The following is a 25531-nucleotide window of genomic DNA, read 5'->3' on the forward strand; positions in this document are numbered from 1 at the left end:
GCGGGCGGCGGCGCCAGCGGCGCCGGTTGACCGTTGATCCCGGGCGCGTCCAGCGGGGCGTCCAGCCCGGCCGGCGCGGGAACCTCACGCGGCGTGGGGCCCGACAGCGGGCCACCGCACACGGGCCAGGCGCCGCGGCCCTGGGTCGCGAGCACACGCTCGGCGACGGCGATCTGCTGCTCCTTGGTGGCCAATTCCGCCGACGGGGCGTACTGGCCGCCACCGTGGGATGCCCAGGTGCTTGCGCTGAACTGCACGCCGCCGTGGTAACCGTTGCCGGTGTTGATGGCCCAGTTGCCACCCGACTCGCAACGGGCTACCTGGTCCCATTCACCGTCGGTGGCCGCGGCCGCCTGGCCGGCCAGGGCGATGCTGCCGCCGCCGAGGACCGCTCCGGTCACGGCGATTTTGGCGACGCTGATGTTTGACGTGCTGGGCTTACGGTGACGTCCACTCATAGGCCGTGCAAATTCCTCTCTCGTCACGCGCCTGCGAGGTCAGCTGTCGGGTTCGGGTTGGAGAGGCCACCCGGCCGTCGTCGTCTCCGCTGCGAAACGACTCGGCTTCACCCCAAGGGGCCGCGAGCGGCCCCAGTCCGATCACGGTGGACCGGTGGGTCCCCCGTCTCCATCCATGTAGGTCGATGGGCCCCCGCCTATTGGATGGAGCTCGGCGCGATAGGGAGGGGAGGTCCGCCAATTCGGTTGCCTTGGCGTGCCTTCGGAGAAAGGTAGCGGTTTCTGTTGGTCCCGTCACGTTCAGCGAAACCCGGCGTTTCCCTTCCGGCCGTGTCGGAAAAGCCGAGGAACGCGCGGCATTCACGCAGGTCATAGAGGCCGATATCCGGGCGTGATGGCGTCGTTATCGTTTCGTTACGTGAGGTATCTCACAGTTTTAGCCGCCGGCGAAGGGGGGCAGCACGTCGATCGTGTTGCCGGTGCGTAACGACGCGGTCTCGTCGCGGACGGCGACTCCGTCGCACAGGTATGAACACCTACTCAACACGGTGGCGAGCCGGGAACCCCGGATGGCGAGACGCTCGACGAGTTCGGCCACCGTGGTGCCGGGGCGCAGCACCAGCGTCTCGGAGTCGGCTCCGACGGCCGCACGGGCGGCCGCGAAATAGCGCACGGTCACCTGGATGCCGTCGTGTTCGACGGCGGTTTCGGACACCGGGTCAGCCACCGATCGCGCTCATCGGGCGGTCGGGCTGGACGAAGCTCGGGTCGTTGATGCCGTGACCGGCGGGCTTGCCCCACATCGCGACGCGCCACGCGGCTTCGATCGCGTCGTCGGACGCGCCGGTGCGCAACAGGGTCCGAAGATCGGTCTCATCGGCCGAGAACAGACAGCTGCGGATCTGGCCATCGGCCGTCAGCCGGGTGCGATCGCAGGACGAACAGAACGCGTGGGACACCGACGCGATGACACCGAATTTTCCGCTCGGCGTGCCGGGGCCGGTGTCGACCAGCCACAGCTCGGCGGGCGCCGACCCGCGCGGCGCCGGGTCCGGACGTAACCGGAAATGTGGCCGCAGTGTGTCGAGTACATCGTCGGCGCTCAACGCGGCGCCCCTGCGCCATTGGTGCCCAGCGTCCAGGGGCATCTGCTCGATCACCCGCAGTTGGTGGCCGCGCTCGAGGCAGAACCGCAGCAGGTCGACGACGTCCTCACGCCCGGTGACCGGGTCGAGCACCGCGTTCACCTTGACCGGTGTCAGGCCCGCCTCGTGGGCGGCGGCCAGGCCGGCGAGCACGTCGTCGAGCCGGTCCCGACGGGTGATCGCCGCGAAGTGGTCGGGATCCACGCTGTCCATGGACACGTTGACGCGATTCAGGCCGGCCCGGGCCAGCCCGGCGGCGCGCCGCGCCAGCCCGACACCGTTGGTGGTCAGCGAGATCTCCGGACGGGGCCGCAGGCCGGCCACGGCGGCGACCACCTCTTCCAGGTGCCGCGCCAACAGCGGCTCACCCCCGGTGAACCGCACGCTGGTGATGCCCAACCGGGTGACGGCGATGTGCATGAGCCGGGTCAGCTCGTCGGGACGCAGGAGCTGCTCGCCGGGCAGCCAGTCCAGGCCTTCGGCCGGCATGCAGTAACTGCACCGCAGGTTGCAGCGGTCGGTCAGTGACACGCGCAAGTCGGTGGCGACCCGCCCGTAGGTGTCCACCAACGGGCCCGTCGTCGGCGCGTCGCGCGCGTCGGCGCCGGCGGTGCGGCCCGGCACCGTCGGCACGCCCAGCGCGGTCAGCGTCATGCGGCCACCGGCACGGAGTGGGACGGCGCGCTGACCGGCACGATCTGCTTGCCCAGCGGCATCAACGACACCGGGATGAGCTTGAGGTTGGCCAGCGCCAGCGGAATGCCGACGATGGTGATCGCCATCGCCAGCGCGCTGGCCACGTGGCCGATCGCCAGCCATATCCCGAACAACAGCACCCAGATGATGTTGCCGATGAGGGCCCCCGTTCCCGACGTCGGCTTGTCGACGATCGTGCGGCCGAACGGCCACAACGCATACGCCGCGATGCGCAGCGACGCGAAGCCGAAGGGAATGGTGATGATCAGCAGGAAGCAGGCGAGCGCCGCGAGGAAGTACCCGGCGGCCATCCACAGGCCGCCGAACACGAGCCAGATGACGTTCAGGATCAGGCGCATATCTCCTCCACCGTTGACGCCCAGCCTACCGAGTGCGGGTAAACGGGGGTGCTCGTTAGGTGAGCAGCCGAGTAGGATCTATAGACCAAACGGCGTCCTGCGCAGGCGGGACGCTTATTCTGTTGGCCATTCTATTGATCCGTTAGACAAGCAGGTGAGACCAGTGCCGACCGGCAAGGTTAAGTGGTACGACGCCGACAAGGGGTTTGGCTTCCTGTCGCAAGAGGACGGCGAAGACGTGTACGTCCGCTCGTCGGCGTTGCCCGCTGGGGTCGAGGGGCTCAAAGCGGGCCAGCGTGTGGAGTTCGGCATCGCCTCCGGGCGGCGCGGACCTCAGGCGCTGAGCCTCAAGCTGATTGAGCCGCCGCCCAGCCTCACCAAGGCTCAGGGTCGCCGCGAGGCGCCCGTTGAGCACAAGCACAGCCCCGACGAGCTGCACGGCATGGTCGAGGACATGATCACGCTGCTGGAGAGCGCGGTGCAGCCCGAGTTGCGCAAGGGTCGCTACCCGGACCGCAAGACGGCTCGACGCGTTTCCGAGGTGGTTCGGGCGGTCGCCCGGGAGCTCGATTCCTAGCTCCCCGGCGGAGCCGCTGGCACTGGGCCGCCCCGTGAGGCTCGGGCAGAATCGTGGGCATGGCCGCCTACGTCGCCGAAAAAGGTGACTTCACCCGCGATACCGACTACATCACCAGCCGCGTCACCGCCGACGGTCGCGACGGTTACCGGGTGGAGCCCGGCCGGTACCGGCTGATCGTCGCTCGCGCCTGCCCGTGGGCGAACCGCGCGATCATCGTCAGGCGCCTGCTTGGGCTGGAAAGCGTTCTCTCCATTGGGTTTTGCGGGCCCACCCACGACGAGCGCAGCTGGACGTTCGACCTCGACCCTGGCGGCCTCGACCCGGTGCTGAAAATCCCGCGGCTGCAGGACGCGTACTTCAAGCGCTTCCCCGAGTACCCGAAGGGCATCACGGTTCCCGCGCTGGTCGACATCCCGACGGGCGCGGTCGCCACCAATGATTTCGCCCAGATGACGCTGGATTTCTCCACGGAGTGGACCGCCTACCACCGCGACGGCGCGCCGGAGCTATACCCGGAGCGGCTGCGCGCCGAGATCGACGAGGTGAACAAGCGGGTCTACACCGAGATCAACAACGGGGTGTATCGGTGCGGCTTCGCCGGTTCGCAACAGGCTTACGACGCGGCCTACGACCGGCTGTTCGCCGCGTTGGATTGGGTGAGCGACCGCCTGGCCGGTCAGCGATACCTGGTGGGCGACACCATAACCGAGGCGGACGTGCGGCTGTTCACAACGCTGGCCCGCTTCGACCCGGTGTACCACGGGCATTTCAAATGCAACCGCAGCAAACTGAGCGAGATGCCGGTGCTGTGGGCGTATGCGCGCGACCTGTTCCAGACACCGGGGTTCGGCGACACCGTCGACTTCGTCCAGATCAAGCAGCACTATTACATCGTGCACGCCGACATCAACCCCACCCGCATCGTGCCCAAGGGGCCGGACCTCAGCGGTTGGCTGTCGCCGCATGGGCGGGAGTCCTTGGGCGGCAAGCCGTTCGGCGACGGAACCCCTCCGGGCCCGCCGCCCGCGGGCGAGCGAGTGGCATAGCCCTCTCAAGGCTGGCACCCTCGTCGAGCAAAGTCTGCGACCGGGCTGAATGTCGGCGGCTTCGACGCCGCGCCGCCGGGCGGGCGCGGAAGGTCGTTTGGTCATCAGGGATGGGACCAACGGCCCCTGACCGCGCATCACCGAAATCCTAGAGTTGACCGTGCCGGACCACACTCTCCTAGGGACGAGGCATCCAAATGGTCAGCGAAACAGGGAATCCGGGAATCGTCGTCGCGATCGACGGATCGCCGGATTCGAACGAGGCCATCCGGTGGGCCGCCCGAGAGGCAACGATGCGCAAGGTGGCCCTGACCCTGGCGCATGCCGCGGCGCCGTCGCCCGGCGGGGCGCCGGTGCTCGAGTGGACAGGAGAGTCCGCCCCGGCGGAATTCCGCGAACAGCTGGGCAGGTCGGTAGAGCGGATCCTTGCCGACGCAGCCAAGATCGTCGAGAGCACGACCGACGAAGACAGCCGGCCGCGAGTCAACAATGAGGTGATCACCGACGCGCCCGTCCCCGCGCTCGTCGAGTTGTCGACGAAAGCCGACATGGTCGTGGTCGGTAGCCGCGGTCACGGAGCGTTGGAACGCGTGCTGTTGGGATCTGTCAGCACCGGGCTCGTCCACCACGCCCACTGCCCGGTGGCGGTGATCCGCAACGAACCCTCGCCCCGCGAGGGCTGCGTGCTTGTCGGCGTCGATGGTTCGCCGGTGTCGGAGCTGGCGACCGCCATCGCGTTCGACGAAGCTTCCTGGCGGGGTGCGGAACTCGTCGCGCTCTATGCCTGGACCGACGCCGAGCTTCCCGACATCCCGATGCGGGAGTGGACCGGAACGACCAGAACCTCCTGGACGGCACTGCAATCTGAGGCCGAGGAAACATTGGCGGAGCGTCTGGCGGGGTACCGGCAACGCTGTCCCGACGTCGTCGTCCGTCGCGAGGTCGTGGTCAACCGGCCCGCCCAACACCTCGTCGAGGGCTCAGAGTCGGCGCAACTGGTGGTCGTCGGAAGCCACGGGCGCGGCGGCTTCGCCGGAATGCTGCTCGGATCCGTGAGCACGGCAGTGGTGCACGCGGTGCGCACACCGGTGATCGTCGCTCGACCGCGTTAGCCGTCGTCACACCGGCACTCCGTCAGGAGACCAGGCGCACCGACCATTCCGCGTGCGGGACGTCGCGGAGCTCGCCGCCGGGATCCATCACCAGCGTCAGCAACTGCACGACGATCCCGACCATGCGGCCCCGATGCGGGTCGACCGGTGGAATGGTGACCGCGAACCGGGTGTTCGGCCGAAAGATGGTGCTGGTCGTGTTGGTTGGATCCTCGTAGACCTGCAGCAGCCGCCAGGGCGCCCGGTAGATCGCGTCGGGCACCGACAGCTGCACCGGATAGCGTTCGCTGACCTTCAGCTCGCCCTGGGTCTGGGTCGTGTCACAGTCGTCGAGGTTCAGCACGCTGCAGTACAGGTACGGCCCCACCCTCGTGAGGTGGCCGTGCGAATACGCGCTGATCTCGGGGCGCTGCGGGCCGGACGGCCGCACCAGCAGCCAGGTGCCGACCCCGACGGCCACGCACAGCACCGTCATCAGGCCGGTCAGCAGGAGGGCCATTCCGCGTGTCACTCGGGCACCACCGCCGGGCTGCCGTGGCGCACGCGCTCTTGTTCCACCATGACCGGCCGGTTGCCCCCCAGTCCCGGAATCAGCGAATTCCCTTGATAGCTCACGAGCGTCTGCGCCAACCCGAGGATCAGCAGCGCCGTGACCGCGGTGAAGCCGACCCACAGTTCGGTGTAGACCAAGACGCCCACGGCGCCGCCCAGCACCCAGGCCAGCTGCAGCGTCGACTCAGAGCGCCCGAATCCGGACGCGCGCGATTCCTCTGGCAGGTCGTTCTGCAGCGAGGCGTCCAGCGAGGCCTTGGCGATGGCGCTGGAGCCCGACGTGACCAGGGTGGCAATGACGGCCGCCGCGAGGGTGCCCGCCACCGACGCCGCCAACGCGACCGCCGAGACCGCCAGCGTGCAGCGCACCACCAGCACGGCCGGCCGGCCCAGCTGCAGGCGTGCCGCGGCGAAGTTGCCGGCGAAGTTCCCGATGCCGGCGGCCGCGCCGATCATCCCCAGCATCCCCAGCTGAACCCAGCCGCTGGCCTGGTGTGCCTTGGCGACAAACGCCGGGTACAAGAACAAGAAGCCGACCATGACCTTGATGGTGCAGTTGCCCCACAGCGAGGTGATGATGTTGCGGCCCAGTGGTTGTCGCAACGCACCGCCGGCCTTCTTGACCTCTTTGCGCCAGTGCCTGCGCGGCGGCTCGCTGTCCTGCCGGTAGCTCAACGTGGCCGGTACCTCGCCCGCCGTCACCTCGACCCAGCGGGGGATCCGCATCGACAGCAAGGCACCGGCGATCGTGACTGCGATGACGACGAACAGCGCGCCGGGCAGCTTGAACAGGTGGGTGCAGACGAACTCGACGCCGGCCGCGACGGCCCCGCCGGCGATGGTGCCGCCGAGCAGACCGAACACGGTCAACCGGGAATTCACCCGCACCAGGTCGATGGTCGGCGGCATGACGCGCGGGGTCACGGCGCTGCGCAGCACGCTGAACGACTTGGAGAACACCATCATCGCGAGTGCGCACGGGTAGAGCACCCACGACGGGTAGCTCCCGGTGGCACCGTCGTAATTCAGGATCAGCAGGAGCGCCAACGCCGTACGCAAAATGAAGGACCCGGCGAGCGCGACCCGCCGTCCGTGCTGCAACCGGTCCAGCGCGGGACCGATGAGCGGCGCGATGACGGCGAACGGCGCGATGGTGATCAGCAGGTATAGCGCGACCCGGCCCTTGCTCTCGCCGGTGGCCGCCGCGAAGAACAGCGTGTTGGCCAGCGCCACGGCCATCGAGGCGTCCACCGCGAAGTTGGCCACCACCGGCCAGGTCAGCGCCGTCAGGCCGGATTTGTCGGCGCCGTCGGCGGTGGCGGCCCGTTGCACCATCCAGTACATCCGCGAACCCATCTCGCGGCTTCGCAGCGCGGCGGCGCGGGTGACGGTGATCCGTTCGCCGGCGACCGCAGTGCGCGGGGGCACGCTATCGCTTCGATCCGGCTCCGACTGGTGGCCGATGGGCGGCAGGTAGCGGTTGGAGCTGGGCATCGGCGGTGGGCGGCGCGCCCGCCGGCTCGGGGCGTCATCGGCGGGGTAATTCGCCATGCCCGGATGTTGGTTGGCGGCCCCATTGCGGGGCCGGCGACCCGGGGTGGAGGCCACGCGGCCCGGATCATCACGCCGCCGTCCAGACACGTTGGAGATTCTCCCCTATGGCGACGACAAGCGTATGCAGGCAACAGGGCGTGGCTCGTCAACCTAGTATTGGAACCGCAATGCAGGAAGGGGACAGCGTGACCGGGCCCATCGAGGAATCTGCCGTGGCGACCGTGGCCGAGTGGCCGGAGGGGTTGGCGGCCGTGCTCACGGCTGCGGTGGACCAGGCCAGGGCCGCCGTCGTGGAGTTCAGCGGTGCGGAGTCGGTCGGCGATTACCTGGGCGTCAGCTACGAGGATCCGGCCGCCGCCACCCACCGGTTCCTGGCGCATCTGCCCGGCTACCAGGGCTGGCAGTGGGCGGTCGTCGTCGCCGCGCACCCCGGTGCCGACCACGCCACCGTCAGCGAGGTGGTGCTGATTCCGGGGCCGACGGCGTTGCTGGCTCCGGCCTGGGTTCCGTGGGATCAGCGGGTGCGGCCGGGCGACCTGAGCCCGGGCGACCTGCTGGCCCCCGCCGCCGACGATCCGCGGTTGGTTCCCGGCTACGTCGCCAGCGGTGACGACCAGGTCGACGAGGCGGCCGCCGAAATCGGGCTGGGCCGGCGCTGGGTGATGAGCGCCTGGGGACGTGCGGCGGCGGCCGAACGCTGGCACACCGGCGATCACGGTCCCGACTCGCCGATGGCCCGTTCCACCAAACGGGTGTGCCGCGACTGCGGTTTCTTCCTGCCGTTGTCGGGATCGCTGGGCGCGATGTTCGGCGTGTGCGGCAACGAACTGTCCGCCGACGGGCAGGTCGTCGACAAGCAGTACGGCTGCGGCGCGCATTCGGACACCCCGGCCCCGGCGGGCACCGGGTCGCCGATGTACGAGCCCTTCGACGACGGCGTGCTCGACGTGGTCCAGCCGCCGCCCGAGCCGCCCCAGCCGTCCGAGACTTCCGAGGCGCAATTGGAGCCGTCGGAGTCCCCGGCCGAGCCGCCGGAATCCGCGACCGGGGAGGCCCGGCCGGAGTTGTCGGCGGAACCCCGGCCCGAGGAGCCCGAACCCGAGCAAGAGGGGCCCGAGGCGGCACCCCAGGCCGAAGCGCCCCAGCCCGAGGAATCCCAGCCCGAGGAATCCCAGGCCGAAGCACCCCAGCCCGAGGAATCCCAGCCCGAGGAATCCCGGGCCGACTAGCCCCGCTCTGCGGCGGCCTTGATCCTGGCCAGCGAGGCGTTCATGCCCTCGACCAATTCGCGTTCGAAGTTGGTGGTCCCGCCGAAGAGCGCATTCACCGACAGATTCGAGAACGCGGTCACACCGTTCTCGGCGTGACGGGTCTCGACCAACCGGGTTCCCTCGCCGCTGGGCTGCAGCTCGTAGCTCCAGATGGTGTTGTTGGTGTCGACGCGGAACGCGAGCTTGGTCTCCGGGATGACCTCGACGATGGTGCACGTCGTCGGCCAGAACATTCGGTTGCGGCGATTGATGTTGAGGGTGCGCGTGCCCTGCCGAAGCGGACCGAACGCCTTCATCCATCGACACTGTGGGCTCCACTCCGGCATCCGCCGGAGATCGGATATCAATCCCCACACCGTGGAAACCGGTGCGTCGATATCGATTTGCGCTTGCAGTAGCGGGGCTGCCATCGGTCCTCCCTTCCGAACCTCAGTGGTCGAAATAGTTCTCGAGTCCGGCTTGCGCGCCGCGTGCGCCACGGCGGGCCGCCGCGAGTTGTAACACGAAGATGCTCGTCCCCAGCGCGCCCACTCCGAGCCCGGCCAGCGTCACCGGACGCCAACTCTGCAGGGCGGGCACCAAAAATGCGGCGGCCACCGCGGCCAGCCAGCCGAGCGCACCCAGCGCGATGAAGGGCCACGCGTTGAGCAGCGCGGGCGGTAGCGGCGGCGCCTCACGGTTCTGGCCGGGTTCGACGGACATCGGGATTAACATAGCCCGCGCCGGGTCGCGCCGCCGCACCGCCCAGTTGCGCGGCCGGACACCCGAAAATGCCTGGGCACTGCGGGTTACGCGCCCACCCGACCGGTTCGCCGCCGTCCGGCCGGCGCGGCGATCCCGGTCAGAGCCCGTTCACCGGTTCGTATCCCGATTTCGTGAGCTTCCGTGTAACCTCGCGCCATGCCTGACAGCGATGCGCGGCTGGCGAGCGACCTGTCGCTGGCGGTCATGCGGCTGGCCCGCCAACTCCGGTTCCGAAACCCGTCGTCTCCGGTGTCGCTGTCCCAGCTGTCGGCGCTGGCGACGCTGGGCAACGAGGGCCCGATGACGCCCGGCGCGCTGGCGATTCGCGAGCGGGTGCGGCCGCCGTCGATGACCCGCGTGATCGCTTCGCTGGCCGACATGGGCCTGGTGGACCGCGCCCCGCATCCCATCGACGGCCGGCAGGTTCTGGTGTCGGTCTCCCCGTCCGGCGCCGAGCTGGTCAAGGTGACCCGACGTGCCCGTCAGGAGTGGCTGGCCAAACGGCTGGCGACGCTGGACAGCGAGCAACGTGACACGCTGCGCAACGCCGCCGACCTGATGTTGGCCCTGGTCGACGAAGGCCCGTGAGCGACGGAACCGACGGCCCTGACGTCCAGGATGTCGACGACCCCGACGACCCCCGCCTCGACGACTTCCGCGACCTGAACAGCGTCGATCGCCGCCCCGACCTGCCGTCGGGCAAAGGCCTGGTGATCGCCGAAGGCGTCCTGGTCGTCCAGCGCATGCTCGCCTCGCGGTTCACCGCGCACGCCCTGCTGGGGACCGATCGCCGGCTCGCCGAGCTGGCGGGCGACCTGGCGGGTCGTGCCGTCCCGTTCTACCGGACCTCCGCCGAGGTCATGGCGCAGGTGGTGGGCTTTCACCTCAACCGTGGCGTGCTGGCGGCCGCCCGCCGGGTGCCGGAACCCACGGTGGCCGGTCTGGTGGAGGGCGCCCGGACCGTCGCGGTGCTCGAGGGCGTCAACGATCACGAGAATCTCGGCTCGATCTTTCGCAACGCCGCCGGGCTGGGCGTGGACGCGGTGGTGTTCGGCAGTGGCTGCGCCGACCCGCTATACCGTCGCGCCGTCCGCGTCTCGATGGGTCACGCGTTGCTCGTCCCCTACGCCCGCGCCACGGACTGGCCCGCCGAGCTGAAGATGTTGAAACAGAAGGGGTTTCGGGTGCTGGCGATGACGCCGGACAGCACCGCGTGCGCCCTGCCCGAGGCCATGGCGGCCGCGCGCGACGAACGTATCGCGGTGGTGGTGGGCGCGGAAGGACCGGGGTTGACGCCGGCCACCCTCCGCTTGAGCGACGCGCGCGTGCGCATCCCGATGTCGCGCGGAACGGATTCCCTCAACGTCGCCACCGCGGCCGCTCTGGCTTTCTACGAACGAGCTAGGCTCGGCCCGTGACCGACGATTCCGCGCCCTGGGCAACGGGTTTGACGGTCGCCGGGTTCGTCGCCGCGGTAACCGGGGCCGCCATCGTCGTGCTCACCCTGGGTTTGATCCGCGTGCATCCGCTGCTGGCGGTCGCCCTCAACGCCGTCGCGGCCGGCGGGCTGGCGCCCACGCTGTGGGGTTGGCGGCGCAAGCCGGTGCTGCGTTGGTTCGTGCTCGGCGCGGGAATCGGTGTCGCGGGAGCGTGGCTGGCGTTGCTTGCGCTGACGATCGGGCGGTAGCGGCGCGGCGGGTCGCCACCAGCCGGCTAGCGTTGGCCGCCCGAGCGCACCCCGAGCAGCACGTCCTCCCAGGCCGGGATGACCGGCTTGCCCCGTCGGGTGTGTACCGGCTGCTCTTGCGGGGCGGGCTGCTCTTGCGGCGGCGCGGCCGCGGCGGTGGGCTTCACCGGCTCCTCGAAGTCGACGTGGGCCACCCGGGCGAGGGGTCGCAGCGGACGGTCGAAGTTCGGGTCGGTCAACTCCTTGGCGGCGTCGTCGATGGCCGTGACCGTCCCGCCGTGTGCGCCGGGGGCGAAGCAGAAGTGCGCGATGTTGTCCGAGCGGCCGGCCTTCCACGCCAGCTGCACGGTCCAGCGGCTGTCCTCGTTGCGCCAGGCGTCCCAGCTGAGCCTGTCCGGTTCCAGGCCGCGCTTCACCAGGGCGGCGCTCACGGTTTCGAGCAGGGTGAGCACCGCGGGGCCGTCGGCGAGCACCGGGTGCGCGGCCGTTGCCAACTCCGCGGCGCGGGCCCGTTCCAGCAACACCGGGTGCGCGAAGCGGCGGACCCGCGAGATGTCGGAGCCCGACGCCGCGGCCACCTGCTCGACGGACGCGCCGGCCCGGATCTTCGCCTGGATTTCCTTGGGGCTCAGCATGTTGGTGACCTGGATGTCGAGCTGAGGTTGCTCCACCGGCGTCATTTCACCGCGCACCGCGGCCTTCAGCTGATCGTCGACGACGAGCTTGAACGGTTCGGCCGGATCGCCGGTCTCGCAGATGATGTGTTTGCCGTCGGAATCGACCCCAACCATTTTGAGTTCCCGCATGGCTTCTCCTCGCAGGCTCCGTGCAGGTCGACGGACCCGTCTCGTGCGCACTCTAGTGCAGCTAACGCCCATCACCGGTGCTGACACGCTGGGCGGTTGCGTGCTGATTGCGAGGCGCTACAGCCGCTCGACCACCCAGTCGACACATTGCGTCAGGGCGCTGACGTCGTCGGGGTCGATCGCCGGAAACATCCCGACGCGCAACTGGTTGCGGCCGAGTTTGCGGTACGGCTCGACGTCGACGATGCCGTTCGCCCGCAGGACCTTCGCGACGGCCGCGGCGTCGACGTCGTCGGCGAAGTCGACGGTGCCGACCACCTGGGACCGCAGGGCGGGGTCGGCGACGAACGGCGTGGTGTACGGCCGTTCCTCTGCCCAGGAGTACAACCGCTGCGACGAGTCCGCCGTGCGCTTGACGGCCCACTCCAGCCCGCCGTTGCCCAGCATCCAGTCGACCTGCTCGGCCATCAGCGCCAGGGTGCCGATGGCGGGGGTGTTGTACGTCTGGTTCTTCAGGCTGTTGTCCACCGCGATCGGCAACGACAAAAAGTCGGGAACCCAGCGGCCCGACGCGGCGATGGACTCGACGCGCGCCAGCGCGGCCGGGCTCATGATGGCCAGCCACAGGCCGCCGTCGCTTGCGAAATTCTTCTGCGGCGAGAAGTAGTAGGCGTCGGTCTCGGTGATCTCGACCGGCAGGCCGCCCGCGCCCGAGGTGGCGTCGATGAGGACCAGGGCGTCGCCGGAGTCGGCGGGGCGGCGAATGGGCACCGCTACCCCGGTCGACGTCTCGTTGTGGGCCCAGGCGACAACGTCCACCGACGGATCGCCCTGCGGCTCGGGGGCGCTGCCGGCGTCGGCCTTGACGACGATGGGGTCGCCGACGAACGGGTTGTTGGCGACGGCGGAGGCGAACTTCGAGCTGAACTCGCCGAACGACAGGTGCAGCGACCGCTTGTCGATCAACCCGAACGCCGCGGCGTCCCAGAACGCGGTCGCGCCGCCGTTGCCGAGGATGACCTCGTACCCGTCCGGCACCGAGAACAGCTCGGCCAGCCCCGATCGGACCCGGCCCACCAGGTTCTTCACCGGCGCCTGGCGATGCGACGTGCCGAACAGCGGGGCGGCGGTGGTCGTCAGCGCCTGCAACTGCTCGGGCCGGACCTTGGAAGGGCCGCATCCGAAGCGGCCGTCGCGGGGTTTGATGTCAGCGGGAACCTCGAGCTGGTCAGCCATGCTCATCAGGGTAGTGAGCCGGGTCGACCGGCGACGCGGCGGTCCGTTGCGCGACGCCGCCGACGCGGGCAAAAGGCCAGGACGCCCGGTGCGCGACGTTTCACCCGCTGTGAGGCGGGGCACACTAAAACCCTGACCACTGGTCAGTTCACAGTGCCGCGAGGGGTCTAGAAAGATATGCGGTACCTGCGGTACTGTCTGGACATAGCACGTCCAAATGTAAACCTCGCTGGGGAGGCTTGGATATGGCCAGGACACGGATGGTTCGGCGTTGGCGCCGCAATATGGAAGTGCGCGACGACACCGAGTACGTCAACACGCTTGCCACACTGTCCGAGGGGTCGGTGCGGCGGAACTTCAACCCGTACACCGACATCGACTGGGAATCACCGGAATTTGCGGTGACGGAGAACGATCCGCGGTGGATTCTGCCCACGACCGACCCGCTGGGGCGCCACCCCTGGTATCTCGCGCAGTCCGACGAGCGCAAGATCAAGATCGGCATGTGGCGCCAGGCCAACGTCGCCAAGGTCGGGCTGCACTTCGAATCGATCCTGATCCGCGGCCTGATGAACTACACGTTCTGGGTGCCGAACGGATCCCCGGAATACCGCTACTGCTTGCACGAATCGGTCGAGGAGTGCAACCACACCATGATGTTCCAGGAGATGGTCAACCGGGTGGGCGCCGACGTGCCGGGCATGCCGCGGCTGCTCAAGTGGCTCTCGCCGCTGGTCCCGCTGGTGGCCGGCCCCTTGCCGGTGGCCTTCTTCATCGGGGTGCTGGCGGGCGAGGAGCCGATCGACCACACGCAGAAAAACGTTCTCCGCGAAGGGAAGTCGCTGCACCCGATCATGGAGCGGGTGATGGCCATCCACGTGGCCGAGGAAGCGCGTCACATCTCCTTCGCGCACGAGTTCCTGCGCAGGCGTGTGCCGCAGCTGACCAAGCGACAGCGCTTCTGGACGGCCCTGTACCTGCCCCTGACCATGAAGCTCCTGTGCCGGGCAATCGTGGTGCCGCCCAAGGCGTTCTGGCAGGAGTTCGACATTCCGCGCGAGGTGCGCAAGGAGCTTTTCTTCCGGTCTCCGGAATCGCGAAAGTGGCTCAGCGACATGTTCGGTGACGTCCGGATGCTGGCCCACGACACCGGGTTGATGGAGACGCGTTCCGCGCGGCTCATGTGGCGGCTCTGCAAGATCGACGGCAAGCCCTCGCGCTACCGCAGCGAGCCGCAGCGCCAGCACCTGGCCGCGGTGCCGGCCGCCTAGGTCCGCACGGATAACCGCCTATGCCGCACGTTATTACCCAGTCGTGCTGTAACGACGGGTCCTGCGTTTTCGCGTGCCCGGTGAACTGCATTCACCCCACGCCCGACGAGCCCGGCTTCGCCACCTCGGAGATGCTCTACATCGACCCGGTGGCGTGCGTGGATTGCGGCGCCTGCGTGAGCGCCTGCCCCGTCGGCGCGATCGCGCCGGACACGCGGCTGGACAGCAAACAGTTGCCGTTCGTCGAGATCAACGCGTCCTTCTACCCGGAGCGGCCCGAGGGCGAGAAGGTGCCGCCGACGTCGAAGCTGGCCCCGGTGATTCCGGCCGCCCAGGTGCGCGCCCGCCGCCAGCCGCTGACCGTGGCCATCGTCGGGTCGGGGCCGGCGGCGATGTATGCGGCCGACGAACTGCTCACTCAGCACGGCGTGCGGGTCAATGTCTTCGAAAAGCTGCCCACCCCGTACGGGTTGGTGCGCGCCGGGGTTGCGCCCGATCACCAGAACACCAAACGGGTCACCAAGCTGTTCGACCGGGTCGCCGGTCATCGCCACTTCCGGTTCTTTCTCAACGTCGAGGTCGGCAGGCACCTGAGTCACGCCGATCTGCTCGCCCACCACCACGCCGTCCTGTACGCCGTCGGCGCCCCCGACGACCGTCGCCTGCAGATCGAGGGCATGGGTCTGCCGGGCACCGGAACCGCCACCGAATTCGTGGCGTGGATCAACGGCCACCCCGACTTCGCCGACCTGCCAGTCGATCTCAGCCACGAGCGGGTGGTGATCGTCGGCAACGGCAACGTCGCCCTCGACGTCGCCCGGGTGCTCACCGCGAATCCGGATGACCTGGCCCGTACCGACATCTCCGATCGCGCGCTGGCGGCGTTTCGCGGGTCCGCGGTCCGCGAAGTGGTGGTCGCCGCGCGGCGCGGCCCCGCGCAGTCCGCGTTCACCCTGCCCGAACTCATCGGGCTCACCGGCTCGTCGGAAGTCGTGCTCAGCGCGGCCGACCATGAACTGGTAGCGGCCGACCTCGCTAGCGGGACCGACGGCCTGACCAAGCGCAAGCTGGAAATCCTGGGCGACCTCGGTGACGACTCGGCGCCGGGAGGTGGGCGTCCACGGGTCAGGCTGGCCTATCGGCTCACCCCGAATCGCGTGCTGGGTGAGCAACGCGCCACCGGCGTGGAATTCGCCGTCACCGGCACCGACGAGCTGTGCCGACTGGACGCCGGCCTGGTGTTGACGTCGATTGGTTACCGCGGCAAGCCGATTCGCGACCTACCGTTCGACGAATCGGCCGCCGTCGTTCCCAACGACGGCGGCCGGGTCGTCGATCCCGACTCGGGGGAGCCGGTGTCCGGCGCGTACGTCGCGGGCTGGATCAAGCGCGGGCCGAGCGGATTCATCGGCACGAACAAATCCTGCTCCCTGCAAACGGTTCAGGCTCTGGTGGCGGACTTCAACGCCGGCAGGCTCAGCGATCCGGTGTCGAAGCCGGAGTCGCTGGCCAAGCTGGTCCAGGCCCGGCAGCCCGACGCCGTCGACGCCCGGGGGTGGCGGGCGATCGACGCCGCCGAGGTCGCGCGCGGGAGCAACGACGGCCGGCCGCGGAACAAATTCACCGAGGTCGCCGACATGCTCGCCGCCGCCGCCACCGCCGAGCCGGCCCCGTCGCCGCGACGCGGGCTGCTGGACCGGCTGCTCGGCTAACTCACCTGCCCCGCCATCGCGGCCTGGATCTCGTCGTAGCCGACCTCGCGGACCGGCCGCCCCATCGACCATTGGTGGCCGAACGGATCGGCGACCACGCCGTAGCGGTCGCCCCAGAACTGATCGTCCAGCGGGGCGACCACGGTGGCGCCGGCGTCGACCGCGCGCTGGAACTTGGCATCGACGTCGGTGACCGTCAGGTGGATGGTGACCGGAGTGCCGCCCAACGACGTGGGCGTCATCGACTTGCCGCCGCACATCTCGGGGAAATCATCGTTGAGCATCACCAAAGAGCCGTTGATGCGCAGCGCGGCGTGGACGAGTTTCCCGTCGGGGCGGGGCACCCGGCCCAGCTCCTCGGCGCCGAACGCCTTGCCATAGAAGTCGATTGCGGCGGCGGCGTCGTCGACCACCAGGTGCGGGGACAGGGCGGGCTCGAAGTTGAGCGCCATGGTGTTCTCTTTGCTGTCGGTTCCCAGGCCGGCCCGGGCCGGGCGGGCTCGCGAGTTATGACTGCGCCCGCGACGAAAACTCATCGCGGCGACACTCATTCAATCGCGGGGCACCGACAAGAAGACCGCCGTCAGGCGTGGGTGAGGCTGCGGTCCCAGCCTTCGACCGATTCGGGGCTGCGCGGGGCCGGCCCCACGTAGATGGCCGATGGGCGCACCAGCTTCCCGAGCCGCTTCTGCTCCAGGATGTGCGCACACCAGCCCGCGGTGCGGCCGCAGGTGAACATTGCCGGCATCATGTTGGCGGGGACCTGGGCGAAGTCCAGGATCACCGCCGCCCAGAACTCGACGTTGGTCTCGATGGCCCGGTCCGGTCGGCGCTCGCGCAGCTCGGTCAGGGCGGCCTGCTCCAGCGCCACCGCAACTTCGTGGCGCGGCGCGCTCAACCGCTCGGCCGTCGCGCGCAGGACCCGCGCCCGCGGGTCCTCGGCCCGGTAGACCCGGTGCCCGAAGCCCATCAGCTTGTCGCCGCTGTCCAGGATCTTTTTCACCAGCGCGCGGGCGTCGCCGGTGCGCTCGACCTCTTCGATCATCGGCAGCACCCGCGCCGGCGCTCCGCCGTGCAGCGGCCCGCTCATCGCCCCGATCGCCCCGGACAACGCAGCGGCGACGTCGGCCCCGGTCGAGGCGATCACCCGGGCGGTGAACGTCGAGGCGTTCATGCCGTGCTCGGCGGCCGAGACCCAGTAGGCGTCAATCGCCTCGACATGCCGCGGGTCCGGCTCGCCCTGCCAGCGGGTCATGAAACGGGCTGTGACGGTGGAGCATTCGTCGATGACCCGCTGCGGCACCGCGGGCTGGTAGATGCCGCGCGCGGACTGGGCGACGTAGGACAGCGCCATCACCGAGGCCCGGGCAAGCTGGTCGCGGGCGGTGCCGTCGTCGGTGTCGAGCAGGGGCTTGTACCCCCAGATCGGGGCCAGCATCGCCAGGCCGGCCTGGACGTCGACGCGCACGTCGCCGGTGTGGATGGGCAGCGGGAACGGTTCGGCGGGCGGCAGGCCCTGGCCGAACTTCCCGTCGACCAGCAGGCCCCAGACGTCACCGAAGGTGACCTGCTGATCCACCAGGTCTTGGATGTCGACGCCGCGGTACCGCAGCGCGCCGCCGTCTTTATCCGGTTCGGCGATCTCGGTGGTGAAGGCGACGACGCCTTCAAGGCCGGGGACAAAGTCTTCGGGGACCACAGTCATACCGAAAATTCTCGCACCCCAGCCTCCGGCCGACGCTACCGGCCGGTAGCAAGCCCCGGTAGCGTTGGCGCGATGGCCGGACCAGACCGTGAGCACCTGCAGAGAATGCGCGTGGAGTACGGATCGGTGGAAAAGGACGGCAGTCCGGATCTCGACGCGGATTGGCTCGACGATGGCTGGGTTGCCTTGCTGCGCAAATGGATCGACGACGCGGAGGGCTCGGGCGTCGCCGAACCCAACGCCATGGTGCTGGCCACCGTCGCCGACGGCAGGCCGACGAGCCGGACGGTGCTGTGCAAGAGCGTGGACGAGTCGGGAATCACATTTTTCACCAACTACGACTCGGCCAAGGGCGCCGACCTGGCGGTGACGCCGTACGCGTCGGTGACCTTTCCCTGGTACCTGCTGGGTCGGCAGGTGCACATCCGCGGCGCGGTGAGCAAGGTCACTGAAGAGGTCACCGAGGACTACTGGTCCAAGCGGCCGCGCGGCTCGCAGCTGGGGGCGTGGGCGTCGCAGCAGTCGCGTCCGATCGCCTCGCGCGCGGCACTGCTCGACCAGCTGGCCGAGGTGACCGCGCGCTTCGCCGACAGCGAGCAGGTCCCGGTGCCACCGGGGTGGGGCGGCTACCTGCTCGCCCCGGAGGAGGTCGAATTCTGGCAGGGGCGGGAGAACCGGTTGCATAACCGGATCCGGGTCATCGGCGGTCGGGTCGAGCGCCTGCAGCCCTGACCTTGACCCGACCCCGGGCAGGCACGCGAACGCAACAACGACTACCTTCACCTATAAGCACCTAGTCAGGGCAGCCATACCAGCCAGAGCGCAAAGGGGTTCTCGTGGCCGACACCGACGACACCGCAACTCTGAAGTACCCGGGGGGCGAAATCGACCTGGAGATCACGCCAGCCACCGAAGGGGCTGATGGGATTGCGCTGGGCTCGCTGTTGTCCAAGACCGGCTACACGACGTTCGACAACGGGTTCGTCAACACCGCCGCCTGCAAGAGCTCCATCACCTACATCGACGGTGACGCCGGAATCCTGCGCTACCGCGGCTACCCGATCGAGCAACTCGCCGAGAAATCCACCTTCATCGAGGTGAGCTACCTGCTGATCTACGGCGAGCTGCCGAACAAGGACCAGCTCGCCGAGTTCACCAAGCGGATCCAGCTGCACACCATGCTGCACGAGGACCTGAAGCGCTTCTTCGACGGCTTCCCGCCCAACGCCCATCCGATGCCGGTGTTGTCCAGCGTGGTGAACGCGTTGAGCGCGTACTACCCGGACTCGCTGGACCCGATGGACAGTGAGCAAGTCGAGTTGTCGACGACACGTCTGCTCGCGAAACTGCCCACCATCGCCGCCTACGCGTACAAGAAGTCGATCGGTCAGCCGTTCCTCTACCCAAACAACTCGCTCTCGCTGGTGGAGAACTTCCTCTGGATGACCTTCGGGCTGCCGGCCGAGCCGTACCATGCCGACCCGGAAGTGGTGCGAGCTCTCGACATGCTGTTCATCCTGCATGCCGACCACGAGCAGAACTGCTCGACGTCCACGGTGCGCCTGGTGGGATCGTCGCGGGCCAACCTGTTCACCTCGATCTCCGGGGGCATCAACGCGCTGTGGGGCCCGCTGCACGGCGGCGCCAACCAGGCCGTGCTCGAGATGCTCGAGCAGATCCGCGAAAGTGGCGACGACGTCAGCGAGTTCGTGCGCAAGGTGAAGAACCGCGAAGAGGGCGTCAAGCTGATGGGCTTCGGCCACCGGGTCTACAAGAACTACGACCCCCGCGCCCGCATCGTCAAGGAGCAGGCCGACAAGATCCTGGCCAAGCTCGGGGGAGACCCGCTGCTGGACATCGCCAAGGAGCTGGAAGAGGCGGCGCTGACCGACGACTACTTCGTCGAGCGCAAGCTCTACCCGAACGTCGACTTCTACACCGGGCTGATCTATCGCGCGCTCGGCTTCCCGGTGCGCATGTTCACCGTGCTGTTCGCGCTGGGCCGACTGCCGGGCTGGATCGCGCACTGGCGTGAGATGCACGACGAGGGCGACAGCAAGATCGGCCGTCCGCGCCAGATCTACACCGGCTACACCGAGCGCGACTACACCACCATCGACGCGCGGTAGCGCTGCGGACCTGACCTTCCGCGCGTGGGCGTGCGCGTCTGCACGGCGACACGCGGGAAATCGCGTACAACTCCGCAGCCTCGCCGGCGGTCGCTCACAGCGAGGCCAGCACCGCCATGGCGGCGTTGTGCCCGCCGATGCCCGACACGGCACCGCCGCGGCGGGCGCCGGAGCCGCACAGCATGATCCGCTCGTGCGCGGTGGCCACACCCCATCGCCGCGCCGCGGTGTCCAACGGGTCGTCGTCGTCCGCGAACGGCCACGACAATCCGCCGTGGAAGATGTTGCCCGCGGTCATCCCCAGCCTGCGGTGCAGGTCCAGGGTGGTCGTCGTCTCGAGGCACGGCCGGCCCTCGGCGTCGCTCATCAGCACGTCCTGAATCGGTTCGGCGAGAACGGAATTCAGCGATGCCAGCACCGCGTCGGTGAGCCGGTCACGCAGGGCGCCGGAGTATGTGCCGTCGAACAACGAGTGCGGGGTGTGCAGGCCGAACACCGTCATGGTGTGGGCGCCCGACTCGCGCAGGGCGGGCGACAGGATGCTCGGGTCGGTCAGCGAATGGCAATAGGCCTCGCAGGGCAGCGGATTCGGGATCTGCCCGGCGGCCGCGTGGGCATACCCGCTGTCCAGTTGGGTCCAGGACTCGTTGACGTGGAACGTTCCGGCGAAGGCCTGCTCGGGTGTAACGCCGGCGTCGCGCAGTCGCGGCAGGCGCCGCAGCACCATGTTCACCTTGACCTGCGCGCCCTGCGCGGGGGTCGGCGGTCGTTCGCCGAGCAGGCCGGCCAGTGCCGACGGTGTCACCCCGGCGAGGACGAACCGGGCGCGGAGCGTGCGCTCGTCGTCGCGGACGCGGTAACGCACCCCGCCGTCCGGGTCGACGGCGTAAACCTCTGCGCGGGTGGTGATTTGGGCGCCGTGGCGAACCGCGGCGGCCGCCAGGGCCTCGGTCAGCGCGCCCATCCCGCCGACGGGGACGTCCCAGTCGCCGGTCCCGCCGCCGAGCACGTGATACAGAAAGCAGACGTTCTGGATCAGCGACGGGTCGCCGAGGCGGGCGAACGTCCCGATCAGGGCGTCCGTCGCCATGACGCCGCGCACGACGTCGTTGCCGACGGCGGCGGTGATGGCGTGCCCGATCGGCTCGTCGATCAACGCGTGCCACGCGGAGGTCGCCTCGCCGCTTCTCCCGACGTGTCGGCGGGCCTGCTCGCGGGTGCGCAGCGGTTCCAGCAGCGTCGGCCACAGCCGTTGGGTCACCAGCCGGCAGCGTTGGTAGAAGGCGGCGAACCCCTGCTCGTCGGGGGCGGCGCCGATCGCGGCGAACGTGTGACCGGCCGCCCCGATCAGGAGCCCGTGGCGGCCAGCGGTGGCGGGGTCGGGCGTGTACGACGAATACGGTCGCCGGGCCACCCGCACCGCGGCGCCCAGGTCGTCGACGATGCGCGGTGGCAACAAGCTGACCAGGTACGAGTACCGCGACAGCCGGACGTCGACGCCCTCGAAGGCACGTGCCGAGACGGCGGCCCCGCCGACGTGTGCCAGCCGCTCCAGCACCAGCACCCGAAGCCCCGCCCGGGCCAGGTACGCCGCCGCCACCAGGCCGTTGTGACCGCCACCTATGACGACGGCGTCGACATCCGCCGCGTGTTGGCTCAGTTCAGGTAGCCCTCGACCTCGTCGGGCGGGCGCACCTCGGCCTCGCGCGGGTCACCGCCGCTGTCCCGCAGCGCCCGGCGCTGCCGCAGCAGGTCCCAACACTGGTCGAGCTCGACTTCCAGCCGCCGCAGCCGATCGTGCTCCTCCGATTCGGAGATGTCGCGCTGTTGCAGCTGCTCCCGCAGGGCTTTCTCCTCGGCGACCAGGCCGCGGATGTGTGCCAGGGTTTCGCTGTCCGTCGGTTTCTTGCCGTTGGCCATCGCTCCAGTGTGCACGACGCGCGAACGCGCACGTGAGGGCCGACGGCCGGGGAGAATTGCGGTGCCGAAATCGCTAGCGTTTGGCGGTATTCCGGACTCACTCAGCCGCGCGACGCGGGACGCTAGCTCGGGCCCGGGAGGCGCAGCACCAGCCGCGCGCCGCCCAGCGGGCTGCTTTCCAGTGCGGCGGTCCCGCGGTGGAGGTGGGCCTGTTGGGCCACCAACGCCAGCCCCAGCCCCGACCCGGAATGGGAGGCGGTCGACCCGCGGGAGAACCGCTCGAACACCACGTCGCGTTCGTCTTCGGGCACGCCGCTGCCGTTGTCGTCGATGGCGATTTCCACCCCGGCGCGGGAGCTGACGGCCGAGAGCTGGACCCGGGTCGCGCCGCCGTGTTTGACGGCATTCGCGATCGCGTTGTCCACGGCCAGGCGCAATCCCGCCGGCAATCCGACGATGATGCACGTAGGCGACGGCGCCAGTGACACGTCGAGATCGGGGTAGATGCGCATCGCGTCGTGGGCGGCGCGGTCGAGCAGCTCGGTGATGTCGACCGGCACGTGGTCGTCGGACGTCGAAAGTTCGCCCTGGGCCAACCGCTCGAGCGCGCTCAGGGTGGCCTCGATCCGCGACTGGGTGCGGATGACGTCGCTCAGCACCTCCTTGCGTTGGTCGTCGGACATGTCCAGGGTGGACAGCACCTCGAGGTTGGTGCGCATCGCGGTGAGCGGGGTGCGCAGTTCGTGTGACGAGACGGCGGCGAAGTCGCGGGCCGACGCCAGCGCCTCCTTGGTCCGGATCTGCTCGTCCCAGATGCGCTGCAGCATGCCCCGCATGGCCTCGGCGATCTCGACGGCCTCGGTGGCACCGTGGACCTCGACGCGCGGTGCCTCGTCCCCGGCGTCGATCGACCGGGTCTGCTGCGCCAGCTGTTTGAACGGGCGCACCGCGAACGCGGCCAGCAGCCAGGCGAACACGGCCGCCGCGCCAATGGCGAAGCCGCAGATCAGCAGCACCCGCCGGTGCAGATTGTTGGTTTCGGCGAGGGTCGCGTCATACGTCGCCCCCACGGCCAGCGACGTGGGCTCCGGCGTGGGAATCTCGACCGTCCGCACCCGGTAGCGCACGCCTTTGACGTAGGCGTCCGCGTAGTCGACGTCCAGCTTGGGCAGCGTCACGTCGGAATTCGACTTGACGAGGTCGCCGCGCCGGACCGTCATGATGGCGTCGTTGTCGTTGGGGGAGCGGGGGATTTCGTCCAGCCCGCGCGGCAGGAACGGGATCGCGAAGCCCGCGGCCTCGTCGAGGCGCCGATCCAGCCGCTCCTTGCGGTCGTTGGTGATGCCCACCCAAACGACGACGCCGACGATCAGCACGGGAATCGCCGCGCCGATGACCGTCGCGACCACGACCCGGGCCCGCAGCGATGGCGTACGGGTCAAAATCCGGGAGAGAAAATTCATCGACCGCTCGACCTGGTTACTGCATACGGAGGACGAACCCTACTCCGCGGACGGTGTGCAGCAGCCGGGGACCGCCATTGGCCTCCAGCTTGCGGCGCAGGTATCCGATGAACACGTCGACGACGTTGGTGTCCGCGGCGAAGTCGTAACCCCACACCAATTCCAGCAGCTGCGCGCGGGACAGCACCGCGGTCTTGTGCTCGGCGAGCACCGCCAGCAGGTCGAATTCGCGCTTGGTGAGGTCGACGTCGACACCGTTGACCCTCGCGCGCCGGCCGGGGATGTCCACCTCCAGCGGACCCACCGTGATGGTTTCCGACGAAGAGGTCGCGGTCGCGCCGCGGCGGCGCAGCAGCGCCTTCACGCGCGCGACAAGCTCCGCGAGTACGAACGGTTTGACCAGGTAATCGTCGGCACCGGCCTCGAGCCCGGCCACCCGGTCGTCGACCGAACTGCGGGCGGACAGCACGCAGACCGGCACGTCGTTGTCCATCGCCCGCAGCGCCGTGACCACGCTGACGCCGTCCAGCACCGGCATGTTGATGTCGAGCACGATCGCGTCCGGCCGGGTCTCGGTGGCGCTGCGCAAGGCCTCGGCGCCGTCGACCGCGGTCGACACCTCGAATCCGGACAGCCGCAGGCCGCGTTCCAACGACGCGAGCACATCGGAGTCGTCGTCGACGACCAAGACGCGAGGTGAGGTCCCGCCAGTGTCCATGCCGCCCATTTTGCCTGATTGTCGATCGCGGTGGTGCCCTGGAGGGGTCGGCGACACCTAAAAGGTTACGTTTTCGACGCTGGGCCGCGACTGCGCGGTGTTAGGGCCCCGCCGGCGCCGAAACGGCTGGCGTGCAGCGGGATTCGCCGGTCCGGACGAGTCATGTTGGGCCCGTGCGTCTTCGGGTCATTCGGTGCCGAGCCCGCTCAGTCGCAGCGCGAGCTGACGCCGCACCGCCGGGACCCCCGCGGCCAGGCGTATTCCGGCGTTGCGGAGGGGCCGCAGCGGGCGGGGCAGGGTCGAGACCCGGGTCAGGCGTCCAGTGAGTTTCAGCACCCGCTCGGCACGCCGGCGCTGCGCGGCGCTGTAGGCGTCCAGCGCGGCGTCCGGCCCGCCCGCCAGGACCTCGGCGAGCGCCCCGGCCAGCGCCGCGGCGTCGGTGATCCCGAGGTTCATGCCCTGCCCGCCGGCCGGGCTGTGCACGTGGGCCGCGTCGCCGGCGAGCAGCAACCGGCCGGCCCGGTAGGTGTCGGCCACGCGGTGATGGATCTGGAACCGGGATCCCCACACCAGCTCGGTGACGGTGGTTTGCCCCGGCCCGAACCCCCGGGCATCCAGTAGCGCCTGCACGAACTCCGCGGACGGCTGCGGTGGCGCGTCGGCGGTCGGCGCGACGACGCGGAAGATGTCCCCGGGCAGCGGCGCCAGCACCGCCAGGCCGTCCTTGGCGTAGAACAGGATCACTTCGTGGCGGGGCACCTCCCCGGTCACTCGCACGTCGGCGAGCGTGAAGGACTCGGCGAATTCCCCGCCGGCGAAACCGATCCCGGCTTGCGCGCGAACCGTGCTGTGCATGCCGTCCGCCCCGACGACATAACCGGCCCGGATGGTGTCGCCGTCGTCGAACGTCGCCGTGACGCCGCTCGCGTCCTGGGTGACTCGGCTCAGCACCTTGGGGCGCACGACGTCGCCGCCCAGTTCACCGAGCCGCTCCAGCAGCAGCCGCTCGGTGTCGGCCTGGGACAGCATCAGCGTGTAGGGATGGTCGGTCGGCAGCTCGCTGAAGTCGACGGGGATCAAGATGCGCCGGCCCTGCCGCATGGTGAACCGCGGCGCGATCAGCCCCGCCTTGATCATCCGCCGGGACACGTCCAGCTCTTCGAGCACCTCGAGGGTGCGGGCGTTGACGGCGGCGGCGCGGGACGTGTTTGCGCCCGCCGCCATCTTGTCGACCAGCACCGCCCGAATCCCGCGGTCGAGCAACGCGGCGGCCAGCGTGAGGCCGGTGGGCCCCGCGCCTACCACCAGGACATCGGTGTCTTTCATGGCCCGCTCCCCTCTCTGACGCCTTAGTCAACGCTTGTTGG

The 25531-nt window shown here is 69.3% G+C and carries 27 protein-coding genes, 1 pseudogene and 1 riboswitch; of the genes and pseudogenes, 11 read left to right on the top strand and 17 right to left on the bottom strand.

The window, feature by feature from the left end; genetic code table 11:
- From HMPREF0591_RS11340 to HMPREF0591_RS11355, 4 genes are all read right to left on the bottom strand, one after another.
- The coding region (locus HMPREF0591_RS11340) for a transglycosylase family protein (protein WP_007168681.1) at window positions 1–458 on the bottom strand (458 nt) is incomplete at its 3' end.
- 12 nt (window positions 459–470) lie between these two features.
- Window positions 471–660: riboswitch (cyclic di-AMP (ydaO/yuaA leader) on the bottom strand.
- A 234-nt stretch (window positions 661–894) separates the two neighbouring features.
- A complete protein-coding gene (locus HMPREF0591_RS11345) occupies window positions 895–1185 on the bottom strand; it encodes a MoaD/ThiS family protein (protein WP_007168682.1) in 291 nt (96 codons plus the stop codon).
- Window positions 1178–2257: a GTP 3',8-cyclase MoaA gene (gene moaA, locus HMPREF0591_RS11350; RefSeq protein WP_007168683.1), complete on the bottom strand. Its 1080-nt coding sequence runs from the start codon at window positions 2255–2257 to the stop codon at window positions 1178–1180. The genes HMPREF0591_RS11345 and moaA overlap by 8 nt, the downstream gene beginning before the upstream one ends.
- On the bottom strand, window positions 2254–2658 hold the full coding sequence (locus HMPREF0591_RS11355) for a YccF domain-containing protein (protein WP_007168684.1): 405 nt from the start codon (window positions 2656–2658) through the stop codon (window positions 2254–2256). Before HMPREF0591_RS11355 ends, moaA begins: the two co-directional genes overlap by 4 nt.
- 163 nt (window positions 2659–2821) lie before the next feature.
- On the opposite strand from HMPREF0591_RS11355, the gene HMPREF0591_RS11360 reads away from it, so the two are divergent.
- The 3 genes from HMPREF0591_RS11360 to HMPREF0591_RS11370 all read left to right on the top strand — a co-directional run bounded on the left by HMPREF0591_RS11360 (window position 2822) and on the right by HMPREF0591_RS11370 (window position 5396).
- Window positions 2822–3235, top strand: a complete 414-nt coding sequence (locus tag HMPREF0591_RS11360) for a cold-shock protein (protein ID WP_007168685.1) — start codon at window positions 2822–2824, stop codon at window positions 3233–3235.
- Between the two features lie 59 nt (window positions 3236–3294).
- Entirely contained in the window at window positions 3295–4284 is a 990-nt protein-coding gene (locus tag HMPREF0591_RS11365) for a glutathione S-transferase family protein (protein ID WP_007168686.1), read from the top strand.
- 197 nt (window positions 4285–4481) lie between these two features.
- Window positions 4482–5396, top strand: coding sequence for a universal stress protein (locus tag HMPREF0591_RS11370; RefSeq protein WP_007168687.1), 915 nt, complete (start codon window positions 4482–4484; stop codon window positions 5394–5396).
- A 22-nt stretch (window positions 5397–5418) separates the two neighbouring features.
- Here HMPREF0591_RS11370 and HMPREF0591_RS11375 read toward each other — a convergent pair whose 3' ends face one another.
- On the bottom strand, window positions 5419–5907 hold the full coding sequence (locus HMPREF0591_RS11375; RefSeq protein ID WP_085981594.1) for a DUF2771 domain-containing protein: 489 nt from the start codon (window positions 5905–5907) through the stop codon (window positions 5419–5421).
- Window positions 5904–7556: an MFS transporter gene (locus HMPREF0591_RS11380; protein ID WP_040622345.1), complete on the bottom strand. Its 1653-nt coding sequence runs from the start codon at window positions 7554–7556 to the stop codon at window positions 5904–5906. The genes HMPREF0591_RS11375 and HMPREF0591_RS11380 overlap by 4 nt, the downstream gene beginning before the upstream one ends.
- A gap of 131 nt (window positions 7557–7687) precedes the next feature.
- On the opposite strand from HMPREF0591_RS11380, the pseudogene HMPREF0591_RS11385 reads away from it, so the two are divergent.
- A pseudogene (locus HMPREF0591_RS11385) lies at window positions 7688–8470 on the top strand (DUF3027 domain-containing protein); the annotation flags it as partial.
- Window positions 8471–8727: 257 nt separating this feature from the next.
- Here HMPREF0591_RS11385 and HMPREF0591_RS11390 read toward each other — a convergent pair.
- Both HMPREF0591_RS11390 and HMPREF0591_RS11395 read right to left on the bottom strand, forming a co-directional pair.
- Complete coding sequence (locus tag HMPREF0591_RS11390) at window positions 8728–9183, bottom strand: SRPBCC family protein (protein ID WP_007168691.1); 456 nt, start codon at window positions 9181–9183, stop codon at window positions 8728–8730.
- A 19-nt stretch (window positions 9184–9202) separates the two neighbouring features.
- Entirely contained in the window at window positions 9203–9475 is a 273-nt protein-coding gene (locus HMPREF0591_RS11395) for a DUF2530 domain-containing protein (RefSeq protein WP_040622348.1), read from the bottom strand.
- 198 nt (window positions 9476–9673) lie between these two features.
- Here HMPREF0591_RS11395 and HMPREF0591_RS11400 point away from each other — a divergent pair, with 198 nt between their 5' ends.
- Genes HMPREF0591_RS11400 through HMPREF0591_RS11410 form a run of 3 tightly spaced genes read left to right on the top strand, consistent with a single transcriptional unit; the run spans window position 9674 to window position 11204 of the window.
- Entirely contained in the window at window positions 9674–10105 is a 432-nt protein-coding gene (locus HMPREF0591_RS11400; protein WP_007168693.1) for an Rv0880 family HTH-type transcriptional regulator, read from the top strand.
- A complete protein-coding gene (locus HMPREF0591_RS11405; RefSeq protein ID WP_007168694.1) occupies window positions 10102–10935 on the top strand; it encodes a TrmH family RNA methyltransferase in 834 nt (277 codons plus the stop codon). Before HMPREF0591_RS11400 ends, HMPREF0591_RS11405 begins: the two co-directional genes overlap by 4 nt.
- On the top strand, window positions 10932–11204 hold the full coding sequence (locus HMPREF0591_RS11410) for a DUF2537 domain-containing protein (protein ID WP_007168695.1): 273 nt from the start codon (window positions 10932–10934) through the stop codon (window positions 11202–11204). Before HMPREF0591_RS11405 ends, HMPREF0591_RS11410 begins: the two co-directional genes overlap by 4 nt.
- Before the next feature lie 26 nt (window positions 11205–11230).
- Here the strand turns inward: HMPREF0591_RS11410 and sepH are convergent, their stop codons facing one another.
- Together sepH and serC are read right to left on the bottom strand one after the other, a co-directional pair.
- Window positions 11231–12010 carry a septation protein SepH gene (sepH, locus tag HMPREF0591_RS11415; protein ID WP_007168696.1) on the bottom strand — a complete coding sequence of 260 codons (780 nt, stop codon included), beginning with the start codon at window positions 12008–12010 and terminating at the stop codon, window positions 11231–11233.
- A 117-nt stretch (window positions 12011–12127) separates the two neighbouring features.
- Window positions 12128–13246, bottom strand: a complete 1119-nt coding sequence (gene serC / locus HMPREF0591_RS11420) for a phosphoserine transaminase (protein ID WP_085981618.1) — start codon at window positions 13244–13246, stop codon at window positions 12128–12130.
- A 245-nt stretch (window positions 13247–13491) separates the two neighbouring features.
- Here serC and HMPREF0591_RS11425 point away from each other — a divergent pair, with 245 nt between their 5' ends.
- Window positions 13492–14517 (top strand): AurF N-oxygenase family protein, encoded by a 1026-nt coding sequence (locus HMPREF0591_RS11425; RefSeq protein ID WP_007168698.1) that lies wholly within the window; start codon window positions 13492–13494, stop codon window positions 14515–14517.
- 20 nt (window positions 14518–14537) lie between these two features.
- Entirely contained in the window at window positions 14538–16229 is a 1692-nt protein-coding gene (locus tag HMPREF0591_RS11430; protein ID WP_007168699.1) for an FAD-dependent oxidoreductase, read from the top strand.
- Here the strand turns inward: HMPREF0591_RS11430 and HMPREF0591_RS11435 are convergent.
- Both HMPREF0591_RS11435 and HMPREF0591_RS11440 read right to left on the bottom strand, forming a co-directional pair.
- Window positions 16226–16681 carry a VOC family protein gene (locus tag HMPREF0591_RS11435; RefSeq protein WP_040622352.1) on the bottom strand — a complete coding sequence of 152 codons (456 nt, stop codon included), beginning with the start codon at window positions 16679–16681 and terminating at the stop codon, window positions 16226–16228. The two genes, HMPREF0591_RS11430 and HMPREF0591_RS11435, sit on opposite strands and share 4 nt — an antisense overlap.
- Before the next feature lie 131 nt (window positions 16682–16812).
- Window positions 16813–17934 (bottom strand): citrate synthase 2, encoded by a 1122-nt coding sequence (locus HMPREF0591_RS11440; protein WP_007168701.1) that lies wholly within the window; start codon window positions 17932–17934, stop codon window positions 16813–16815.
- A 72-nt stretch (window positions 17935–18006) separates the two neighbouring features.
- Between HMPREF0591_RS11440 and pdxH the strand changes: the two genes are divergently transcribed.
- Window positions 18007–18666 (top strand): pyridoxamine 5'-phosphate oxidase, encoded by a 660-nt coding sequence (gene pdxH, locus HMPREF0591_RS11445; protein WP_007168702.1) that lies wholly within the window; start codon window positions 18007–18009, stop codon window positions 18664–18666.
- A 104-nt stretch (window positions 18667–18770) separates the two neighbouring features.
- Window positions 18771–20063: a citrate synthase gene (locus HMPREF0591_RS11450; RefSeq protein ID WP_007168703.1), complete on the top strand. Its 1293-nt coding sequence runs from the start codon at window positions 18771–18773 to the stop codon at window positions 20061–20063.
- 94 nt (window positions 20064–20157) lie between these two features.
- Here the strand turns inward: HMPREF0591_RS11450 and HMPREF0591_RS11455 are convergent, their stop codons facing one another.
- The 5 genes from HMPREF0591_RS11455 to HMPREF0591_RS11475 all read right to left on the bottom strand — a co-directional run bounded on the left by HMPREF0591_RS11455 (window position 20158) and on the right by HMPREF0591_RS11475 (window position 25490).
- Entirely contained in the window at window positions 20158–21723 is a 1566-nt protein-coding gene (locus HMPREF0591_RS11455) for a phytoene desaturase family protein (RefSeq protein WP_040622355.1), read from the bottom strand.
- Window positions 21720–21983: a DUF2630 family protein gene (locus HMPREF0591_RS11460; RefSeq protein WP_007168705.1), complete on the bottom strand. Its 264-nt coding sequence runs from the start codon at window positions 21981–21983 to the stop codon at window positions 21720–21722. The genes HMPREF0591_RS11455 and HMPREF0591_RS11460 overlap by 4 nt, the downstream gene beginning before the upstream one ends.
- Window positions 21984–22105: 122 nt before the next feature.
- On the bottom strand, window positions 22106–23446 hold the full coding sequence (locus HMPREF0591_RS11465) for a HAMP domain-containing sensor histidine kinase (protein ID WP_007168706.1): 1341 nt from the start codon (window positions 23444–23446) through the stop codon (window positions 22106–22108).
- A gap of 16 nt (window positions 23447–23462) precedes the next feature.
- Complete coding sequence (gene prrA, locus HMPREF0591_RS11470; protein WP_007168707.1) at window positions 23463–24173, bottom strand: two-component system response regulator PrrA; 711 nt, start codon at window positions 24171–24173, stop codon at window positions 23463–23465.
- A gap of 177 nt (window positions 24174–24350) precedes the next feature.
- Window positions 24351–25490: an FAD-dependent oxidoreductase gene (locus tag HMPREF0591_RS11475; RefSeq protein WP_007168708.1), complete on the bottom strand. Its 1140-nt coding sequence runs from the start codon at window positions 25488–25490 to the stop codon at window positions 24351–24353.
- Between the last annotated feature and the right edge of the window lie 41 nt (window positions 25491–25531).

Origin of the sequence: Mycobacterium parascrofulaceum ATCC BAA-614, from assembly GCF_000164135.1 — a bacterium.
Taxonomy (GTDB): Bacteria; Actinomycetota; Actinomycetes; order Mycobacteriales; family Mycobacteriaceae; genus Mycobacterium; species Mycobacterium parascrofulaceum.

Excerpts from the sequence above, each read along its gene's own strand:
- HMPREF0591_RS11355 (WP_007168684.1), bottom strand. The coding sequence starts at position 2,658 with ATGCGCCTGATCCTGAACGTCATCTGGCTCGTGTTCGGCGGCCTGTGG.
- HMPREF0591_RS11370 (WP_007168687.1), top strand. The coding sequence starts at position 4,482 with ATGGTCAGCGAAACAGGGAATCCGGGAATCGTCGTCGCGATCGACGGA.
- moaA (WP_007168683.1), bottom strand. The coding sequence starts at position 2,257 with ATGACGCTGACCGCGCTGGGCGTGCCGACGGTGCCGGGCCGCACCGCC.
- HMPREF0591_RS11390 (WP_007168691.1), bottom strand. The coding sequence starts at position 9,183 with ATGGCAGCCCCGCTACTGCAAGCGCAAATCGATATCGACGCACCGGTT.
- sepH (WP_007168696.1), bottom strand. The coding sequence starts at position 12,010 with ATGCGGGAACTCAAAATGGTTGGGGTCGATTCCGACGGCAAACACATC.
- HMPREF0591_RS11400 (WP_007168693.1), top strand. The coding sequence starts at position 9,674 with ATGCCTGACAGCGATGCGCGGCTGGCGAGCGACCTGTCGCTGGCGGTC.
- serC (WP_085981618.1), bottom strand. The coding sequence starts at position 13,246 with ATGGCTGACCAGCTCGAGGTTCCCGCTGACATCAAACCCCGCGACGGC.
- pdxH (WP_007168702.1), top strand. The coding sequence starts at position 18,007 with ATGGCCGGACCAGACCGTGAGCACCTGCAGAGAATGCGCGTGGAGTAC.
- HMPREF0591_RS11460 (WP_007168705.1), bottom strand. The coding sequence starts at position 21,983 with ATGGCCAACGGCAAGAAACCGACGGACAGCGAAACCCTGGCACACATC.
- HMPREF0591_RS11365 (WP_007168686.1), top strand. The coding sequence starts at position 3,295 with ATGGCCGCCTACGTCGCCGAAAAAGGTGACTTCACCCGCGATACCGAC.
- HMPREF0591_RS11425 (WP_007168698.1), top strand. The coding sequence starts at position 13,492 with ATGGCCAGGACACGGATGGTTCGGCGTTGGCGCCGCAATATGGAAGTG.
- HMPREF0591_RS11465 (WP_007168706.1), bottom strand. The coding sequence starts at position 23,446 with ATGAATTTTCTCTCCCGGATTTTGACCCGTACGCCATCGCTGCGGGCC.
- HMPREF0591_RS11475 (WP_007168708.1), bottom strand. The coding sequence starts at position 25,490 with ATGAAAGACACCGATGTCCTGGTGGTAGGCGCGGGGCCCACCGGCCTC.
- HMPREF0591_RS11395 (WP_040622348.1), bottom strand. The coding sequence starts at position 9,475 with ATGTCCGTCGAACCCGGCCAGAACCGTGAGGCGCCGCCGCTACCGCCC.
- HMPREF0591_RS11435 (WP_040622352.1), bottom strand. The coding sequence starts at position 16,681 with ATGGCGCTCAACTTCGAGCCCGCCCTGTCCCCGCACCTGGTGGTCGAC.
- prrA (WP_007168707.1), bottom strand. The coding sequence starts at position 24,173 with ATGGGCGGCATGGACACTGGCGGGACCTCACCTCGCGTCTTGGTCGTC.
- HMPREF0591_RS11440 (WP_007168701.1), bottom strand. The coding sequence starts at position 17,934 with ATGACTGTGGTCCCCGAAGACTTTGTCCCCGGCCTTGAAGGCGTCGTC.
- HMPREF0591_RS11430 (WP_007168699.1), top strand. The coding sequence starts at position 14,538 with ATGCCGCACGTTATTACCCAGTCGTGCTGTAACGACGGGTCCTGCGTT.